The following is a 17,476-nucleotide window of genomic DNA, read 5'->3' on the forward strand; positions in this document are numbered from 1 at the left end:
ATCGGATGACCTCTCGCACCCTCGTCACGCTCCTCGCGTTCGCACTGCCCGGCACTGCCTTTGCCGGGAGCCGCGAATGTGCCCAGTCGCCGGGCAAGGTGCTCGAAGTCTGCGTCTCGATCGAAGGTGGCGCGGCGCTCTACGAAGTGAAGCGCGGCGACCAGCTCGTCATCGCTCCCTCGAACCTCGGTCTGGGCTTCGCCGGCGAGCCCCAGGCCCGCTATACCGCGATCACCGATGCCCGCCGCGCCGCTTCGGACACCAGCTGGGAGCAGCCCTGGGGCGAGCAGCGCCGCATCCGCGACAACCATAGCGAGCTCGCCGTGACGATCGCGGGCGACACTGCGCTGAACAAGGCGATGCAGGTCACCTTCCGCATCTTCGACGACGGGATCGGCTTTCGCTATTCCTATGCCGGCATCGCCGATGGCCAGCAGGTGCGCGTCATGGCGGACCGCACCCAGTTCAGGACGAAGGGGGCGTATCAGGCCTGGTGGTATCAGGGCCTGGGCCAGGAGCGCGACGAATATCTCTACACCCAGACCGATGCGCGGCGGATCACCCTTGCCGAGACGCCGCTGACGCTGAAGGGCGACAACGGGCTCTATCTCTCCTTCCACGAAGCCGCGCTGGTCGATTTCCCGAGCATGCTGCTCCAGGGCGACGGCGCCGGCACGCTCACTGCCTGGCTGATGCCCTGGCCCGATGGCGTGGGCGCGAAGAAGACCGGCCCGTTCACCACGCCCTGGCGCACGCTGCTGATCGGAACCACGCCCGGCGCGCTGGCGGACAGCCGGATCGAACTCAACCTCAACGCGCCGAGCAGGCTCCCCGATATCGGCACGTGGTTCAAGCCCGGCAAATATGTCGGCGTCTGGTGGGAGATGCATCTCAACCGCACCACCTGGGGCAGCGGGCCGACCCATGGCGCCAACAACGACAATGTGAAGCGCTATATCGATTTCGCCGCGAAATACGGGTTCGACGGGGTGCTCGTCGAAGGCTGGAACCAGGGCTGGGACGGCGAATGGATCGACAATGGCGACAAGTTCAGCTTCACCCGATCCTACCCCGATTTCGACCTGCCGATGCTGTCGGCATATGCGAAGTCGAAGGGCGTCCACCTGATCGGCCATCACGAGACTGCCGGCGCAGTGGTAAACTATGAGAACCAGCTCGAAGCCGCGCTCGATCTCTACGCCAGGGTCGGCGTGCCGGCGGTGAAGACCGGCTATGTCCGTCATTCCGGCGACATCCTGGACCGCGAGGGCGGCAAGCAATGGTTCGCCGGCCAGTTCATGGTCCGGCATCACCTCAAGGTCATCGAGGCCGCGGCGGCGCGCCATATCGTGATGGACACGCATGAGCCGGTCAAGGACACGGGCCTGCGGCGCACCTGGCCGAACTGGGTGAGCCGCGAGGGGGCGCGCGGCCAGGAGTTCAATGCCTGGGGCCGCCCGACCAACCCGCCCGAGCATCTGACGATCCTGCCCTTCACCCGCATGCTGGGCGGGCCGATGGACTTCACCCCGGGCATCTTCGACCTAGAGCACGGCAAGACGCTGCTGACCGAGCGCAATCAGTCGACGCTGGCCGCGCAGCTTGCCGAATATGTCGTGCTCTATTCGCCGATCCACATGGCGGCGGACCTGCCCGAGAATTACGAGAAGCATCGCGACGCCTTCCAGTTCATCCTCGACGTGCCGACCGACTGGGAGATGACGAAGACGCTGGCGTCGGAGATCGGCGACTATGTCGTGGTCGCTCGCCAGGCGCGCGGTGGCGGCGACTGGTATCTGGGCGCGATCACCGACGAGATGGCGCGCAAGCTGCCCGTGAAGCTCGATTTCCTGGAGCCGGGTCGGAAATACGAGGCACAGATCTACCGCGATGCCCCGGACGCCGACTATGTGAAGAAACCGGTTGCCTATGCGATCGAGAAGCGGGTGGTGGGCAGCGCCGACACGCTCGCTCTCGACCTTGCGCCGGGGGGCGGCCAGGCGATCCGTTTCAAGCTGCTGAAGTAGCGCCGGCTAGCGAAGTAGGGCCAATCCCGTTCCCCGGCGGAGGCCGGGGCCCGGTATCGGCGAAGCCGGTGAGGTGGGGAGACCTCTCAACCGAGGTTGCAGCTGGACCCCGGCCTTCGCCGGGGAACTGCCGGGCGTGACGCTGCAACGCCATCCCTGCACGGGCCGGTTCGACGAAAGGCGCGGGGATGACGGGAGGGGGAGTGCGGTGGTAGAGCTTGCCCGATGCTCACGCTGCCCAATATCCTGACGCTCTCGCGCATCCTCGCGGTTCCGCTCCTCGCGGCGTTTCTCTGGTGGCCCGAATGGCGGCTGGGCTATGGCATCGCCTTCGCGCTCTACTGCCTGATGGGCATCACCGACTATTTCGATGGCTATCTCGCCCGGGCGCAGGGGACGGTCTCCAAGCTCGGCGTGTTCCTCGATCCGATCGCCGACAAGATCATGGTCGCCGCGGTGCTGCTGATCCTCGCCGGGCGCGGCGTGATCACCGATCTCCATCTGGTCCCCGCGCTGGTGATCCTGGTGCGCGAGATCGCCGTGTCGGGCCTGCGCGAGTTCCTGGGCGGCATCCAGGTCTCGCTGCCGGTCTCGCGCCTCGCCAAGTGGAAGACTACGCTCCAGCTCGTCGCGCTGGGCGGGCTCATCCTTGCCGGCGCGCTGCCCTTTGCCTGGCTGTGGGACACCGCGCTCGCCGCCTTCTGGCTCGCCGCCGCGCTTACGCTGATCACCGGTTGGGACTATCTGCGCGTCGGCTTGCGGCACATGGACAGCTGATGGACCTGCTCTATTTCGCCTGGGTCCGCGAGGCCGTGGGGGTAGGGCATGAAACCGTCGACCCGCCCGAGGCGGTCCGCGACGTCGCCGATCTGGTCCGCTGGCTCGCCACCCGCAGCCCCGGCCACGCCGCCGCCCTTGCCGATCCCGCGCGGCTCCGCGCCGCGATCGATCAGCGCTTCGTTCCGCTCGACGCGCCGCTCGGCGATGCGCGCGAAGTCGCGCTCTTTCCCCCGGTCACCGGCGGATGATCCGCGTCTCGATCGATCCCGCGCCGATCGAGCTGGCGCTGGAACTGGCGGCGCTGGAAGCGCGCGGCGCGGGCGGAGTGGCGAGCTTCACCGGCGTGGTCCGCGGCGATGGCGGCGTGACCGCGCTCGAGCTCGAACATTATCTCGGCATGACCGAGGATGCGCTCTGCACGCTTGCGGAGGCGGCGATGGCGCGCTGGAGCCTGTTCGGGGTGACGATCCTCCACCGTGTCGGCCGCATGGGAGCGGGCGAGCGCATCGTCTTCATCGGCACCGCCGCCGCGCATCGCCGCGAGGCGCTCGACGCCTGCGCCTATCTGATCGACCGGCTGAAGACCGACGCCCCCTTCTGGAAGCGCGAATGGCGGGGAGACAGTGCGACTTGGGTCGAGCCGCGCAGTTCCGATGCAGAGGCGGCAGAGCGCTGGCAAGCTTAAGGCGTCAACGATAGCGTATGCGGCAGCTAGGTCAGCTACGCGAAGCCTCTATGCAGCCGGGCTAGGGCCGGGCCTCGGCCAGCACGTCGGCCAGCAGCCGGAAGTCGCGCTCCCTTGGGGAAGCCTTGCGCCACACCAGCGCGATCCGCCGCGATGCATTCTCCGCCTCGAGCGGCCGCGCCGCGACCTGGGTATGGTCTAGGATGCCCGAATCCACCGCCATCTCCGGCAGCATCGTCACGCCCAGCCCATTGTCGACCATCTGCACCATGGTGTGGAGCGACGTGCCGAGCATCGTCGCCTCGGCGCGCAGTTCCGGGCGGTTGCAGGCGGCCAGCGCATGTTCCTTCAGGCAATGCCCGTCCTCGAGCATCAGCAGCCGCGTCTCGTCGATCTCGGCCGGGCGGATCGAAGCGCTGGGGTCCATCTCGCCCTCCGGAAAGGCGACGAACAGCCGGTCGTCGAACAGCGACGCCGTCTCCACATCGCCGCACGCATAGGGCAAGGCGAGCAGCACGCAATCGGTGCGGCCATGATGCAGCCCTTCACAGGCCTGGCCGCTGGTCTCCTCGCGCAGATAGAGCCTCAGGTCGGGATAGTCGCGGCGCAGCTTCGGCAGGATGCGCGGCAGCAGGAAAGGGGCGATGGTGGGGATCACGCTCATCCGCATCTCGCCCGAAAGCGGCCGCCCGGCGGCACGGGCAAGATCGCCCAGCTCGTCCGCTTCGCGCAGCACCCGCCGCGCCTTGTCCACGATGCGTTCGCCCAGGGGCGTGAAGCGCACCACGCGGCGGGTACGCTCGACCAGCACCACGCCGATCAGCGTCTCCAGCTCGCGGATGCCGGCGGAGAGCGTCGACTGGGTGACGTAGCAGCTTTCCGCCGCCCGGCCGAAATGGCCATGGTCCTTGAGCGCGACGAGATATTGGAGCTGCTTGAGCGTGGGGAGGTAGGTGGTCTGCGCCATTGATCGCCTGTATCGATGATTGGCGCATATATAAGTGGCGTGGGCGATAACTCAAATCCTCCCCGAGACGGGCTCGGGGAGGATTTGGAAGTCAGGCCGCCTCGCTCAGCTCGTCCGGCAGGCGGATCATATAGTCGAACGCCGAGAGCGCCGCCGTCGAGCCCGCGCCCATCGCGATCACGATCTGCTTATAGGGCACGGTGGTGCAGTCGCCCGCCGCGAAGATGCCCGGCTGCGAGGTCTCGCCGCGCGCGTCGATCTCGATCTCGCCGCGGTTCGACAGGGCGATGCTGTCCTTCAGCCACTCGGTATTGGGCACCAGGCCGATCTGGACGAAGATGCCCTCGAGCTCGATCCGGTGCTCGGTGCCGTGGTTGCGATCCTTGTAGGTGAGGCTGGTCAGCTTCTCGCCGTCGCCCGCCACCTCGGTGGTCAGCGCCGAAGGGATCACCTTCACGTTCGGCAGGCTGCCCAGCTTGCGCTGGAGCACCGCATCGGCGCGCAGCTGGCTGTCATATTCGATCAGCGTCACATGCGCGACCAGCCCGGCCAGGTCGATCGCGGCCTCGACGCCCGAATTGCCGCCGCCGATCACCGCCACGCGCTTGCCCTTGAACAGCGGGCCGTCGCAATGCGGGCAATAGGTCACGCCCTTGTTGCGATATTCCTCCTCGCCGGGCACGCCCATCGTCCGCCAGCGCGCGCCGGTGGAGAGGATCACGGTGCGCGCATGCAGGCTCGCGCCGCTTTCCAGCACCACTTCGTGCAGCCCGCCTTCCTGTCGCGCCGGCACCAGCTTCGCGGCGCGCTGGTGGTTCATGATGTCGACGTCATAGTCCTTGACGTGCTGCTCCAGGTGCGCGGCCAGCTTCGGCCCCTCGGTGTGCGGCACCGAGATGAAGTTCTCGATCGACATGGTGTCGAGCACCTGGCCGCCGAAACGCTCCGCGGCGATGCCGGTGCGGATGCCCTTGCGTGCCGCATAGATCGCCGCCGCCGCGCCGGCGGGGCCGCCGCCGACCACCAGCACTTCGAACGGCTCCTTCGCCGCGATCTTCGCCGCGGTGCGCTTGGCGGCACCCGTGTCGATCCTGGCGACGATCTGCTCCAGCTCCATCCGGCCGCTGGCAAAGGGCTCGCCGTTCAGGAACACGCTGGGCACCGCCATCACCTTGCGCGCCTCCACCTCGGCGGGGAACAGCCCGCCATCGATCGAGACATGCGTGACGCGCGGATTGAGCACCGCCATCAGGTTCAGCGCCTGCACCACGTCCGGGCAGTTCTGGCAGGAGAGCGAGAAATAGGTCTCGAAGGCGAAGTCGCCGTCCAGGTTCCGCACCTGCTCGATCAGTTCCTGCGCCGCCTTGCTCGGATGGCCGCCGACCTGGAGCAAGGCGAGCACCAGCGACGTGAATTCATGCCCCATCGGGATGCCGGCAAAGGCCACGGCGATATCGGTGCCGGTGCGGCGGATCTGGAAGCTGGGCTTGCGCGCATCGCTGCCGGTGCGAGCCACGGAGACCTTGTCGGAAAGCGCCGCGATCTCGTCGAGCAGTTCCGCCAGCTCGCGCGACTTGGCATCGTCGCCCAGCGAGGCGACCAGCTCGATCGGCGCGCGGATGTTCGCGAGATAGCCCTTGAGCTGCTGGGTCAGGTTTGCGTCGAGCATGGCGGAAACTCCACAAATTCAGATACAAAACGGCCCGGGACGAGGGGGATGGTATTCGTCCCGGGCCGCACGGTGGCGCCCGCAAGGGGGGCTAGACGGGCGCCTGGGGGATCAGATCTTGCCGACCAGGTCGAGCGACGGCGCCAGCGTCTCGGCGCCCTCTTCCCACTTGGCGGGGCAGACTTCGCCCGGATGCGCGGCGATGTACTGCGCGGCCTTGATCTTGCGGAGCAGCTCGGTCGCATTGCGGCCAACGCCCTCGCTGGTGATCTCGACCAGCTGGATCACGCCCTCCGGATCGACGACGAAGGTGCCGCGATCGGCCAGGCCCTGGCCCTCGCGAAGCACGTCGAAATTGGTCGACAGGACGTGGTTCTGGTCGCCCAGCATGTAATAGTTGATCTTGCCGATCGCGGGCGAGGTGTCGTGCCAGGCCTTGTGGCTGAAATGGGTGTCGGTCGACACCGAATACACCTCGACGCCCATCTTCTGGAGCTGCGGATAGATGTCCGCCAGGTCCTCCAGCTCGGTCGGGCACACGAAGGTGAAATCGGCCGGGTAGAAGAAGAACACCGCCCACTTGCCCTTCGTGTCCGCGTCGGTGACCTGGACGAACTTGCCTTCCTTATAGGCCTGCGCGGTGAACGGCTTGATGGTGCTGCCGATGAGAGCCATTGCTTGGTATTCCTCCAGAACGGGGGTTGTTGTTGCAATGGCGAGATAGGGCTGCTGCGGCGCAATGTGAAATTGGAAAGCCCGTTCGCGATGATCGGTTTAATCGATCAATTTCGGCCGAATGATTGATTGCATGATTTATCTGCAATGCCATGCAGCTATGGCGGTCAAACCCCGATCTTCACGAGGCGCGGCAATGCTACCGTCAAGGGAAAGCATGCTGCGCTGCAGGATATCAAGGCCTAATCCTTGCGCGGCGGGGCAGGAGTCAGCATCACCGGCGGCCCGCAGGGCTTGAGCTCGGCGGTCGCCATCGTGCGTGCCTTCAGGAACAGCGCAGTCGCCACCGCTTCGTCGGGCAGCCGCACCGTGCCGCTGCTGAGAAGCTTTCCGTCACGCGAGAAGCGCTCGCCCCGGAACGCTTCGCCGCGGCGCGCGGCTTCCAGCGCTTCGGTCCGATAGGCCAGGGCGCCCGACTGCGCCATCGTGATCGAGGCGCTGGCGATGGGTGATTCCGGCCCGCGCTGGAGCCGGACCCATCCGCCGGTAGCGGTGCCGGGCCTCGCGTGTGCCGGAGACCATAGGAGCCGCTCCGGCGGGCCTTCCAGCCCCTCCGCAACCTCGCCATAGCTGCGGATGGATAACTGGCTGGGCGCGTTCAGCGCGTCGCCCTCGGGCCGATAGCTGGCGTCGAGCACGAAGCTGCGGTCGGCATTGGGAGACTGGAGCCATACCCAGTTCACGCGCATCGGCTCGGCACCGTCCTGCCCGATCAGCACCATCATCTCCAGCACGCCCTGCCTTACCGTTGCGGCGGCGCATTTCTTCTCCGCCTGCGCGGCGGGCATGCTCGCCAGAATGATGGCCAGCCCGGTCGTCCAGAACATGAGAATCCCCCTCCTTGCCGCGCACGATCCTCGCGGCGGGATCGCCTGGCAAGATGATTCCGTGCCGGAACGGCCGGATCAGATCGACCGGGCGAACATCGAGATCACGGTGATCAGGATCATGCAGCCCAGGATAAGGTCGAGCGGGCGGCGCGCGCCGAGCCAGTCGACGATCCTGGTCCAGCGCCGCTGCCACGGGCCCTCATAGGCGCCCAGGCGCCGGATGCGCGCGCGGCGGCGCACTTTGCTACGGTCCAACATGGCCGGGATATGGGCGGGCCCGGCATTAAGCTTCGAGAGGGAAAGCGCGCCCCGGCATAAGGATCGCGTAAAGTCCGGCGCGCTCGCCGTTCAACGCGTCAGCGCGACATACACCGAATAGGCGCTGGTGATGGTCAGCAGCACGCCCACCAGCGTCATCAGCGCGCGCGTGGGCACGCGCTTGGCGAGCAGGCCGCCGAACGGCGCCGCGATCAGTCCGCCGATCAGGATGCCCACGGTCTGCAGCGTGAAGGCCGCCCAGCCCAGCGTGGCGATGAACGCGGCCGAGACGGTGGCGGTGAGGAAGAACTCCACCGTGTTCACCGTGCCGATCGTGGTGCGCGGGCTGGCGCCCTGGACGAGCAGGTTGCTGGTCACCACCGGCCCCCAGCCGCCGCCGCCGGCCGCATCGAGGAAGCCGCCGGCCAGGCCCAGCGGCTCGATGATCTTGGGCTCGCGCGGCTCCACCTTGCCGCGCCAGGCGCGATAGAGCAGATAGACGCCGATCGAGGCGAGATAGGTCATCACGAAGGGGCGGGTGACCGAAGCGTCGATGTTGCTCAGCACATAGGCGCCGATCACGCCGCCGATCACGCCGGGGATCAGCAGCCGGCCGAACAGCTTCCAGTTCACGTTCTTGTGCCAGATATGGCTGGCGCCCGACGCGGCCGTGGTGAAGGTCTCCACGGTGTGCACCATCGCCGATGCCTGTGCGGGCGGGACGCCCATCACGCTCACCAGCAGCGTGGAGTTGATCACTCCGAACGCCATTCCCAGCGCGCCGTCCACCATCTGGGCGGCGAAGCCCACGGCAATGAACGGCAACAGGGCGGAAAGGTCGATTCCAAAGATCATTCGCACCTTGAAGTTTGGGCCGGAGAGGAATGGATGACGGCGGCGACGCGTTCCAACAAGATACATAGTGTTTAGCGCGGCAAAGCCTGGGATGGGCCGTTCTGGAAATCGGAAGGATCATGCACTAAATGGGCGCGGCAAAGGGGAACCGGCCATGTTCCAGCGTCTTAAGGCGTATCTAGATTCCATCCGCGCCCGCGATCCCGCGCCGCGCAGCCATGCCGAGATCCTGCTCTATCCGGGCGTGTGGGCGCTCGCCTATCACCGGATCGCCCATGCACTGTTCCGCAACCGCCTGTTCTTCCTCGCCCGCGTCGTCAACCACTGGTCGCGCTTCGTCACGGCGATCGACATTCATCCGGGCGCGAAGATCGGCCGCAATTTCTTCATCGACCATGGCTTCGTCGTGATCGGCGAGACCGCGGAGATCGGCGACGACGTCACCATCTATCAGTGCGTCACCCTGGGCGGCACCAGCCCGGACAATGGCGTGGGCGGCAAGCGCCACCCGACCATTCGGGACGGAGCGATCCTCGGCTCGGGCGCGCAGGTGCTGGGGCCGATCATCGTGGGCGAACGCGCCCGCATCGGCGCCAACGCCGTGGTTACCCGCGACGTGCCCGAAGGCGCGGTGATGGTCGGCATCCCGGCCAAGTCCACGCTGGTCGAGGCGCAGAAGTGGCAGAAGGATTTCGTGCCCTATGGCACGCCGTGCAGCGAGCTGTTCGATCCGCAGACCCAGAAGCTCGAGATCATGCGCTGCGAACTGGAGGCGATGCGCAAGCGGCTCGATGCCGTACTGGCCGAGCGCCGCGAGCAGGGGGAGCAGCGCGACAGCGCCTAGATGGGTACCGTAACTCCGCTCCCCATCGGACGTCCCGGCCAGGTCGGCTTCGAGCGCCCGGAGCTCACCCGCATCCTCGATCTCTACGGCCGCATGGTCGCCGCCGGGCATTGGCGCGACTATGCGATGAACTTCGACACCGATGCCGCGATCTTCGCCGCCTTTCGCCGCGCCGCCGAACGCCCGGAATACCGGATCGAGAAGCGCCCGGCGCTGCGCAACCGCCAGGGCATGTGGGCACTGGTCAACGAGAGCGGGATGATCCTCAAGCGCGGGCACGAACTGGGCCCGGTACTGGCTCCGGTCGAACGGCGGCTGATGAAGCTGGTTGAGGAATAGGGCGGGCCCGCACCGCAAACCCGCACCCGCTGCATCATGCCTGCACCGCAACCTGCCAGTCCGCCCGCATGCCCCAGCGCGCGCTCGCCCTGTTCCTGACCAATGCCGTCGGAATCTGCCTCTTCCTGGCGCTGGCCTCGCAATTCTGGATCGAGCCCGAATGCACCGACGTGCCGGATGGCTTTGCCTGGTTCGTCGAAGCTGCACCTGTCTTCGGCGCGTTCGCACTGGTCAATTGGATCTGGTTGTTCTGGGCCGGTGGGCGTTGTCGCCGGTTGGCGGTGCTGCTGATCGTCGCCATCCCGGGGTGCTGGGCGCTGCCATTGCTCGTCGACAACGCCTGGCTTGGCCTGTGAGGCATTGGCGGAGAACCGGGGGCGCCTGCCCCGCATCGTCCCCGTGCCCGTCCTGCCTGCGGGATGGCCGAGGCTTCCGCGCCGCGCTATGCCCGCAGGCTGATCGAGAGGAGATTGTGGTGACGGATGGCGTGAAGCTGGAGGGCAAATGCCTGTGCGGTGCGGTGCAGGTGCGGATCGCGCCGCCCGAGCCGCATATCGGCGCCTGCCATTGCGGAATGTGCCGGCGCTGGGGCGGCGGCCCCGCTCTGTCGCTCAGGCTGGTGTCCGATCCCGAGATCGCAGGCGCCGAGCATGTCGTGCGTTATCCGTCCTCCGACTGGGCGGAGCGCGGCTTCTGCCGGACCTGCGGCACGCATCTGTTCTATTTCTACCGGCCGCAATCGGGCTATTCCTTCCAGGCCGGCCTGTTCGAGGGCCTCGACGGCTATGACCTGGGCGAGGAGATCTTCATCGACGAGAAGCCGGGCTATTATGATTTCGCCGGCGAGCGCGAACGGATGACCGGAGCCGAGGTGATAGCGAAGGCCGGGGTCGAGGGCGCCTGACGCCGCGCGCTTTCGGCAATCGCCCGGATCAGCGCTCCCAGGCCGCCGGGACCGGGCTCATCCCCCCGGTCTCGCGGATCACCACCAGCGTCTCGAAGGTCCGCACGCGTTCGTCCGCCGAGAAGAGCCGGCGGACCAGATCGTCATAGCTCTCCATGTCGCGCGCGATGACCCGCACCGCGAAATCATGGTCGCCGGTGACGTTCCAGGCCTCCATCACTTCGGGCTCGGCGCGGAAGATCTCGAACATCTCGGCCACCGTGTTGGCATTCTCGCGTTCCAGCGTCACCAGCACGATCATCGAGAGCGGCCAGCCCAGCGTCCTCGGCCGCACCACGGCGATCTCGCGCTCGATCACGCCGGTCTCGCGCAGCCGGCGGATGCGGCGATAGCAGGCGGGGGCGGAGAGGCCGACCTTCTCCGCCAGCATCGCCACCGGCTGCTGCACATCGACCTGAAGCAATTCGAGCAGCTTGAGGTCGAACGAATCGAGCGATTCAATCTTCGTCATCGCAACAGCATAGGGCGATAAAGTTTATCGCATAACCGCAAAGATAAACCGCTCTTATCGACGGAAACCCCTATCTCTCGGCGCGTTCCTTCCACATCCGGTTCGAGTATCGTCCGATGAGCAGTCTTGCCGCCCCCCGGTCCCTTTCCCCGCGCCTCGATGCCGTCGGCCTCGGCGCATTGTTCCTGTCGATGCTGTCGGTCACTATCGGCGCGACGTTCGCCAAGCAGCTGTTCCCGCTGGTCGGTTCCGAAGGGGCGACCGCGCTGCGCCTGATCGTCGGCGCGGCGATCCTCTCGGCGATCTTCCGGCCGTGGCGGTTGCGGTTCGACACCGGCTGGCGTTCGCTGCTTGGCTACGGCCTCGTGCTCGGGGTGATGAACCTCAGCTTCTACAAGGCCCTGTCCTACATCCCGCTCGGCATCGCCATTGCGATCGAGTTCACCGGCCCGCTCGCGGTCGCGGTGCTCACGTCGCGCCGCCGGATCGATTTCCTGTGGATCGGGATCGCGGTGTTCGGCCTGCTGCTGCTCCTGCCGATCTGGAAGGGGGCCGCGCATCTCGACTGGCGCGGCGTCGCGCTCGCGCTGATCGCCGGCGCTTGCTGGGCGGCCTATATCCTCACCGGCCGCCATGCCGGCCAGGCGCATGGACCCGCCGCCGCGGCCGGGGGCATGCTGATCGCGGCCCTGCTCGCCGTCCCTGTCGGCGTGGCGCATGCCGGCGCCGCGCTGCTGCGGCCCGAGGCGTTGATGCTCGGCCTGCTCGTCGGCATCGTTTCCAGTGCCATCCCCTATGCGCTCGAGATGATCGCGCTGCCGCGGCTGCCGGCCAACACTTTCGGCACCCTGCTCAGCGCCGAGCCTGCGGTGGGCGCGCTGATGGGGCTGTTGCTGCTCGGCGAGGTGCTCACCGGCACCCAGTGGCTGGCGGTCTGCCTGATCGTCGTCTCCTCGGTCGGCACTGCAATCAGCGCCCGTCCCGGCGCGGCGATCGAGCAGCCCTAGACGGGAAAACCCCTCCCGTGCCGGGGGCACGGGAGGGGCAGGGTTTGGAAAGCCGGGCTGGGGACCTTGCTTTCCGCGTGAAGGGCCTATGTCAGGATCAGGCCGTCACGATCTGAGTGGGCGGCAGCCGCTCCTCGAGCCCGCCGAGCAGGCCGACGACGATGCGGCGCACCGGTTGCCAGAAGGCGGAAAGCAGCAGCAGCGCCGATCCGATCACCAGCGCGGTGAGCGCCGCCGCCAGCTCGACCGCACCGGTCGCCTGGAACAGCGCATACATCGCCCAGAGCACATAGATCAGGCTGGAGACGAGCAGCGCGCGGCGGTCGACCGCCAGCGCCACGAAGGCGAAGGCCACATAGAGCGCGATCACCACCGCGGCGACCGGGCCGGTCACCTCGCCGTCGAACACGCCGAGCATGTGGAACACCGGATGCGCGATCAGCGGCGCCGCGGCGAGGTGCAGCCAGAAGGCGACATCCGAGCGACGGGTGCGGCGCTGCAGGTCGCTCATGTCCCAGCGCATCGCGAAGAAGAACATCGCCACGCCCGCAACCAGCAGCATCTCGTTCACCCAGTCCTTGGCCTGGGGCACGAAGGCGAGCACCAGCGAGACGGCGACCCCGACCAGCGCCAGCGCGCCGGCCGCCACGGTGATCGGCACCATGAAGCGCTTCCAGTGGATCCAGGTGGCGGCGGCGGTCAGCAGCCCCACCACCGCGGCGACGCCGCCGGCCAGCTGCTGCTTCTGCAGGTCGCTCGCCAGGTGCATCTGCTCCTCGATCCAGGGGATGTTGGCGGCGAAGATGCCCGAGAGGCACGCCCCGACGCCGCCGACAAAGCCGAACGTCAGCAGGATCGAGGGGAGCGCCATGCGGCGGCGCGCAGTGAAATATTCGGCGAGCATCCAGCTCGTTGCCGCCACGGCGAAGCCCCCGCCGATCATGTTGCCGCCGACGACGCGCTCTTCCGGCCCCGCGCCGATCAGCATCACCCCGAAATAGGCGCCGATGCGGGCCGCGGCGACCAGGATCAGCGCGGCGGCGATCGCCACGAAGATGTCGTTGAAGCCGGTGAGCAGCTTGAAATGTTCTTCGTCCACCGCGGGCGCCGCTCGGCGCTCGGCGACATAGTTGCGCAGCGCATTGGCGGCGGCGGGGGATAGCGCCCCCGCTTCCACGGCACTGGCCAGATCGCTCTCGCTGTACATGGCAGTTTCCTCCTGTGCGGAGGTTGTACCATATGTGTATTAGTGATGCAATACGGTGAAGCGGTGCGCCGCACCTTTCCCTGGAAGGAAGGGGAGCTTCAGCCCTGTTGCAGCTTGCTCAGGATCAGCATCGTCTGCTCGCTGCCCGAGCCCGGCACGATCTCGCCGGTCCGGTCGGTGATCTGAGCCCATTGCGCCTGCACTGCCTCGGGGGTCAGCGCCGCCAGCCTTGCGCCCTGGGTCAGCGTCACATAGGCGGCCTGGACCACCCCGCCGCCCGCGCCGACGATCTGGTTGGTGGGCGCGTCCTCGGAGACGAGGAACAGCGCGGCAGGGGCGACATTCTCGGGGGCGAAGGCCTTGAAGGCCTCTTCGGGGAACAGGTCCTCGGTCATCCGCGTGCCCGCCACCGGGGCGATCGTGTTGACCTTGATCCCGTATTTGGCGCCCTCGAGGTAAAGCGTCTTGGTCAGCCCGGCCAGGCCGAGCTTGGCCGCGCCGTAATTCGCCTGGCCGAAATTGCCGAACAGGCCGGTAGACGAAGCGGTCATCAGGATGCGGCCGTAATTCTGGTCGCGCATCGTCTGCCACACTGCCTTGGTGCAATTGGCCGAGCCGATCAGATGGACGTCGACGACGAAGCGGAAATCGGCCGGCTCCATATTGACGAAGCTCTTGTCGCGCAGCACGCCGGCATTGTTGATCAGGATGTCGATCCGGCCCCATTTGGCCTTCGCCGCCTCGACCATCGCGACCATATGGTCGTAATCGGTCACGCTGCCGCCATTCGATATCGCCGCGCCGCCCAGCGCCTCGATTTCCTCGACGACCTTGAGCGCCGCGTCCGAATGGCCGGTGCCGTCGCGGGCGCCGCCCAGGTCGTTGATCACCAGCTTCGCCCCCCGCTTCGCCAGCTCGAGCGCATAGGCGCGGCCCAGGCCGCCCCCCGCACCGGTGACGATGGCGACGCGGTCCTTGAAGTCGATGGTCATTGGTCTCTCCCGATATCGGGAGAAGCTTAGGCAAGGCGACGCGCGCGATACAACCTAAACCGTCACCGGGTGCGGCGAAGACGGCGGAGGTGCGTGCAAGCCGCACCCCCGGCCATGGTTCATCGCGACTGGCGGCAATGGTCCTTGATGGTCCTGGAGCAGCGCGGATAGCTCTTCGGATCGGAGGGCATCGGCGCGGCCGCCTCGGGTGCGGGGGGCGCCGGAGCCGCTGCTGGCGGCGCGGGGGCCGTCGCCGCATCCGGGGCGGCGGGCGCTTCCGGCGCCGCGGGTGGCGGATTGGTGGCCGGGGGCGGCGGGGCCGCCGGATCGGCAGGCATGGCGGGATCGGCCGGCGGCGGTGGCGGCGTAGCGTCGGTCGGCGGCGCGGGCGGGGTGGGGGCAGGGGCCGGCACGGTCTGCGGGGCCGTCTGGGGCATGTCCTGCGCGATGGCGGTGCCGCCCATCGCCAGGGCCGATGCCAGGAGCATGAACTTCATCGAAACTTCCTCTCTGTCGCCCACCCGCCTGCCTCCAGAAAACGCATGTGCCGGGCGCGACGTTGCGCGCCCGGCACATTCGGTCCCGCAAAAAGGGGCGATCGGCGCTATTGGCGCTGACGGCACCCGTCGAACTGGCCGCGCTTGCACATGGGATACACCGCCTTGGGTGCCGGCGGCGGGAAGGCCTGGGTGGGCGTCTGCGTGCTGGGCACGAAGACCACCTGGGTTCCCGGCGGCGGCGTGGAGCCGGTGCTGAACAGCGGCGCGGCCGGCGCGTAGCCGCCCAGCTTGCTGGCATCGTTGTTGGTGGGGGAATCGGCCTTTTGCGCCGAAGTCTGCGCATGCGCGGCGCCAGCGACGAGGGTCAGCGCGGCGGCCAGGGCAAGTAGTTTCATGGGATGCGTCTCCTGAAACCGGGCGAGATCGTTACGCCCGTGCCTGCAACGCGAGGAGACGCAGTTGGTTTCGTTAAATTGTGGTCATGTGGGGAGGGTGTGCCGCGGCGGGATGACGAAGCGCCCTCCCGAAGGAATTGCGGCTGCGCCACCCGGCTCGCCCCCGGGCGGCGACCATGAACGCGGGATGCCCCCGGGGCGGAAGGTGGCAGGGGGCTCCAACCACCAACCGTCGCCCCGGCCCGGTGCGGGAATCCATTGGGAGACAGGCATCGGACAGGGGGCGTGCGGGCGGGAATCGCGGCCCGGCTCACCCCGGCACAAGGCCGGGGCGGCTGCGGGTCGGCCGGGGGCCATCCCTCACCCCGTCGTCCCTTCCTCACCCCGTCGTCCCCGCAAGGGCGGGGATCCAGGACCGGGCGCGAAGCCGGCACGGGGGAGATCCCGCCCAGCCCGGAAGCGGTCGCGCGAGGGTGTCGATATCCTCCGTTACCCCGGATTCCCGCCCTTGCGGGAACGACGGCATCTGCCGATCGGGCCTTGGCTCAATTCCCCGCGTCGAGCGCATATCCCGCAGAGCGCACGGTGCGGATGATGTCCGGCCGGTTGCCCTTGTTGATCGCCTTGCGCAGTCGGCGGATGTGCACGTCCACCGTGCGGCTCTCGATGTCGCTGTCATGCCCCCACACCGCATCGAGCAGCCGCTCGCGCGAGAACACCCAGCCCGGATGCTCGAGGAAATGCTTGAGCAGCCGGAACTCGGTCGGCCCCAGCTGCACCACTTCGCCCGCGCGGCGGACCTTGTGGCCCACCGTGTCCATCTCGATGTCCGAATAGGTCAGCGCCTCGCCGGCCAGGGCCGGGCGCACGCGGCGCAGCACCGCGCCCACACGGGCGACCAGCTCGCGCGGGGAGAAGGGCTTGGTGACGTAATCGTCCGCCCCGGTTTCCAGACCGCGCACCCGGTCTTCCTCCTCGCCGCGCGCGGTGAGCATGATGATCGGCACATTGGCCGTCTCGGGCATGCGGCGCAGGCGCCGGCACACTTCGATCCCGCTCAGGCCCTCGACCATCCAGTCGAGCAGCACGATGTCCGGCGTCGCCTCCTTGGCGAGCAGCAGCGCCTCTTCCCCATCGGGCGTGTGCTTCACCTCATAATCTTCGCGCTTGAAGTGATAGGCGACCAGTTCCGCGATCGCGGCGTCGTCCTCGACGAGAAGCATCTTCACTCGGGCCATATATTCCCCGTTTCCCCGCTCAGTTCGCTTGGGCCTCGCCGGTCTCGCGCTCGGCCATGTAATCGCCTGTCGCCGCGAAATAGACCATTTCGGCCACGTTGGTGGCGTGATCGCCAATCCTCTCCAGGTTCTTCGCCACGAACAGCAGGTGCGCCACCTGGCTGATCGTCCTCGAATTCTCGACCATGTAGGTCACCAGCGTGCGGAAGATCGAATCGTAGAAATCGTCGAGCGCATTGTCGCGCGCGCAGATTCTCACTGCCGCCTGGGCATCGCGCGCCGAATAGGCGTCGAGCACGTCGTGCACCATGTCCGCCGCCAGCTGCCCCATCGCGGGCAGGATCGAGACGACGTCGATCCGCTCCTCGCCCGCCTCGCCATGGATCATCGGCACGCGCTTGGCGATGTTCTTGGCATAGTCGCCGATCCGCTCGATCACCGCGGCGATCTTCAGCGCGGCGATGATCTCGCGCAGATCGTCCGCCATCGGCGCGCGCAGCGCGATGACGCGGACGACGAGCTTCTCCAGCTCGGCCTCGATCGCGTCGATCTGCTTGTCCTTCTGGCGCACTTCGTTGGCGAGCGCGGTGTCGCCCCGCTGGAGCGCCAGCATCGCGTCCTCGATCGCCTGCTCGGCCAGGCCGCCCATCTGCGAGATGAGCGCGCGCAGCTGCCCGATGTCCTGATCGAACGCCTTGACGGTATGTTCGTGGCTGCTCGCCATTTGCTACTC

Annotated in this window: 22 protein-coding genes; 9 read left to right on the forward strand and 13 right to left on the reverse strand. The window is 67.4% G+C overall.

Annotated elements, in window-relative coordinates; genetic code table 11:
* Positions 1 to 5: 5 nt before the first annotated feature.
* From FHR20_RS02400 to FHR20_RS02415, 4 genes are all read left to right on the forward strand, one after another.
* The gene (locus FHR20_RS02400) at positions 6 to 2,027 is read left to right on the forward strand and encodes a glycoside hydrolase family 97 protein (protein ID WP_167298054.1); all 2,022 of its coding nucleotides are present in this window, start codon (positions 6 to 8) and stop codon (positions 2,025 to 2,027) included.
* 225 nt (positions 2,028 to 2,252) lie between these two features.
* Entirely contained in the window at positions 2,253 to 2,804 is a 552-nt protein-coding gene (gene pgsA, locus FHR20_RS02405; RefSeq protein ID WP_086128762.1) for a CDP-diacylglycerol--glycerol-3-phosphate 3-phosphatidyltransferase, read from the forward strand.
* A complete protein-coding gene (gene moaD / locus FHR20_RS02410; RefSeq protein WP_167298055.1) occupies positions 2,804 to 3,055 on the forward strand; it encodes a molybdopterin converting factor subunit 1 in 252 nt (83 codons plus the stop codon). Before pgsA ends, moaD begins: the two co-directional genes overlap by 1 nt.
* Positions 3,052 to 3,492, forward strand: a complete 441-nt coding sequence (locus FHR20_RS02415) for a molybdenum cofactor biosynthesis protein MoaE (RefSeq protein ID WP_167298056.1) — start codon at positions 3,052 to 3,054, stop codon at positions 3,490 to 3,492. Before moaD ends, FHR20_RS02415 begins: the two co-directional genes overlap by 4 nt.
* Before the next feature lie 61 nt (positions 3,493 to 3,553).
* On the opposite strand, the gene FHR20_RS02420 is transcribed toward FHR20_RS02415, so the two are convergent.
* The 6 genes from FHR20_RS02420 to FHR20_RS02445 form a co-directional block, all read right to left on the reverse strand.
* Positions 3,554 to 4,459 (reverse strand): hydrogen peroxide-inducible genes activator, encoded by a 906-nt coding sequence (locus FHR20_RS02420; RefSeq protein ID WP_167298057.1) that lies wholly within the window; start codon positions 4,457 to 4,459, stop codon positions 3,554 to 3,556.
* A gap of 91 nt (positions 4,460 to 4,550) precedes the next feature.
* On the reverse strand, positions 4,551 to 6,128 hold the full coding sequence (ahpF, locus tag FHR20_RS02425; protein ID WP_167298058.1) for an alkyl hydroperoxide reductase subunit F: 1,578 nt from the start codon (positions 6,126 to 6,128) through the stop codon (positions 4,551 to 4,553).
* A 111-nt stretch (positions 6,129 to 6,239) separates the two neighbouring features.
* Positions 6,240 to 6,803, reverse strand: a complete 564-nt coding sequence (ahpC, locus tag FHR20_RS02430) for an alkyl hydroperoxide reductase subunit C (protein WP_086128770.1) — start codon at positions 6,801 to 6,803, stop codon at positions 6,240 to 6,242.
* 242 nt (positions 6,804 to 7,045) lie between these two features.
* Positions 7,046 to 7,690: a hypothetical protein gene (locus tag FHR20_RS02435; RefSeq protein ID WP_167298059.1), complete on the reverse strand. Its 645-nt coding sequence runs from the start codon at positions 7,688 to 7,690 to the stop codon at positions 7,046 to 7,048.
* Between the two features lie 78 nt (positions 7,691 to 7,768).
* Positions 7,769 to 7,951 carry a hypothetical protein gene (locus FHR20_RS02440; protein WP_167298060.1) on the reverse strand — a complete coding sequence of 61 codons (183 nt, stop codon included), beginning with the start codon at positions 7,949 to 7,951 and terminating at the stop codon, positions 7,769 to 7,771.
* A gap of 90 nt (positions 7,952 to 8,041) precedes the next feature.
* Positions 8,042 to 8,806: a sulfite exporter TauE/SafE family protein gene (locus FHR20_RS02445; RefSeq protein WP_167298061.1), complete on the reverse strand. Its 765-nt coding sequence runs from the start codon at positions 8,804 to 8,806 to the stop codon at positions 8,042 to 8,044.
* A gap of 154 nt (positions 8,807 to 8,960) precedes the next feature.
* Here FHR20_RS02445 and epsC point away from each other — a divergent pair, with 154 nt between their 5' ends.
* The 4 genes from epsC to FHR20_RS02465 all read left to right on the forward strand — a co-directional run bounded on the left by epsC (position 8,961) and on the right by FHR20_RS02465 (position 10,893).
* The gene (gene epsC, locus FHR20_RS02450) at positions 8,961 to 9,650 is read left to right on the forward strand and encodes a serine O-acetyltransferase EpsC (protein ID WP_167298062.1); all 690 of its coding nucleotides are present in this window, start codon (positions 8,961 to 8,963) and stop codon (positions 9,648 to 9,650) included.
* The gene (locus FHR20_RS02455; protein WP_167298063.1) at positions 9,651 to 9,989 is read left to right on the forward strand and encodes a DUF2794 domain-containing protein; all 339 of its coding nucleotides are present in this window, start codon (positions 9,651 to 9,653) and stop codon (positions 9,987 to 9,989) included.
* A gap of 68 nt (positions 9,990 to 10,057) precedes the next feature.
* Entirely contained in the window at positions 10,058 to 10,345 is a 288-nt protein-coding gene (locus FHR20_RS02460) for a hypothetical protein (protein ID WP_167298064.1), read from the forward strand.
* Between the two features lie 119 nt (positions 10,346 to 10,464).
* Positions 10,465 to 10,893, forward strand: coding sequence for a GFA family protein (locus tag FHR20_RS02465; RefSeq protein WP_341786394.1), 429 nt, complete (start codon positions 10,465 to 10,467; stop codon positions 10,891 to 10,893).
* A 28-nt stretch (positions 10,894 to 10,921) separates the two neighbouring features.
* Here the strand turns inward: FHR20_RS02465 and FHR20_RS02470 are convergent, their stop codons facing one another.
* Positions 10,922 to 11,404 (reverse strand): Lrp/AsnC family transcriptional regulator, encoded by a 483-nt coding sequence (locus FHR20_RS02470; protein WP_086128776.1) that lies wholly within the window; start codon positions 11,402 to 11,404, stop codon positions 10,922 to 10,924.
* Between the two features lie 116 nt (positions 11,405 to 11,520).
* Here FHR20_RS02470 and FHR20_RS02475 point away from each other — a divergent pair, with 116 nt between their 5' ends.
* Positions 11,521 to 12,411, forward strand: coding sequence for an EamA family transporter (locus FHR20_RS02475; protein ID WP_167298065.1), 891 nt, complete (start codon positions 11,521 to 11,523; stop codon positions 12,409 to 12,411).
* A gap of 97 nt (positions 12,412 to 12,508) precedes the next feature.
* Here FHR20_RS02475 and FHR20_RS02480 read toward each other — a convergent pair whose 3' ends face one another.
* From FHR20_RS02480 to phoU, 6 genes are all read right to left on the reverse strand, one after another.
* Positions 12,509 to 13,618, reverse strand: coding sequence for a hypothetical protein (locus tag FHR20_RS02480; protein ID WP_167298066.1), 1,110 nt, complete (start codon positions 13,616 to 13,618; stop codon positions 12,509 to 12,511).
* A gap of 98 nt (positions 13,619 to 13,716) precedes the next feature.
* A complete protein-coding gene (locus FHR20_RS02485; RefSeq protein ID WP_167298067.1) occupies positions 13,717 to 14,610 on the reverse strand; it encodes an SDR family NAD(P)-dependent oxidoreductase in 894 nt (297 codons plus the stop codon).
* 119 nt (positions 14,611 to 14,729) lie between these two features.
* Positions 14,730 to 15,107, reverse strand: coding sequence for a hypothetical protein (locus FHR20_RS22655; protein ID WP_208413372.1), 378 nt, complete (start codon positions 15,105 to 15,107; stop codon positions 14,730 to 14,732).
* A 107-nt stretch (positions 15,108 to 15,214) separates the two neighbouring features.
* Complete coding sequence (locus tag FHR20_RS02495; protein ID WP_167298068.1) at positions 15,215 to 15,505, reverse strand: hypothetical protein; 291 nt, start codon at positions 15,503 to 15,505, stop codon at positions 15,215 to 15,217.
* A gap of 545 nt (positions 15,506 to 16,050) precedes the next feature.
* Entirely contained in the window at positions 16,051 to 16,743 is a 693-nt protein-coding gene (phoB, locus tag FHR20_RS02500; RefSeq protein ID WP_086128782.1) for a phosphate regulon transcriptional regulator PhoB, read from the reverse strand.
* 19 nt (positions 16,744 to 16,762) lie between these two features.
* Positions 16,763 to 17,467: a phosphate signaling complex protein PhoU gene (gene phoU / locus FHR20_RS02505; RefSeq protein WP_086128783.1), complete on the reverse strand. Its 705-nt coding sequence runs from the start codon at positions 17,465 to 17,467 to the stop codon at positions 16,763 to 16,765.
* Positions 17,468 to 17,476 lie beyond the last annotated feature (9 nt).

It is taken from the genome of Sphingomonas leidyi, from assembly GCF_011761945.1.
Taxonomy (GTDB): domain Bacteria; phylum Pseudomonadota; class Alphaproteobacteria; order Sphingomonadales; family Sphingomonadaceae; genus Sphingomonas; species Sphingomonas leidyi.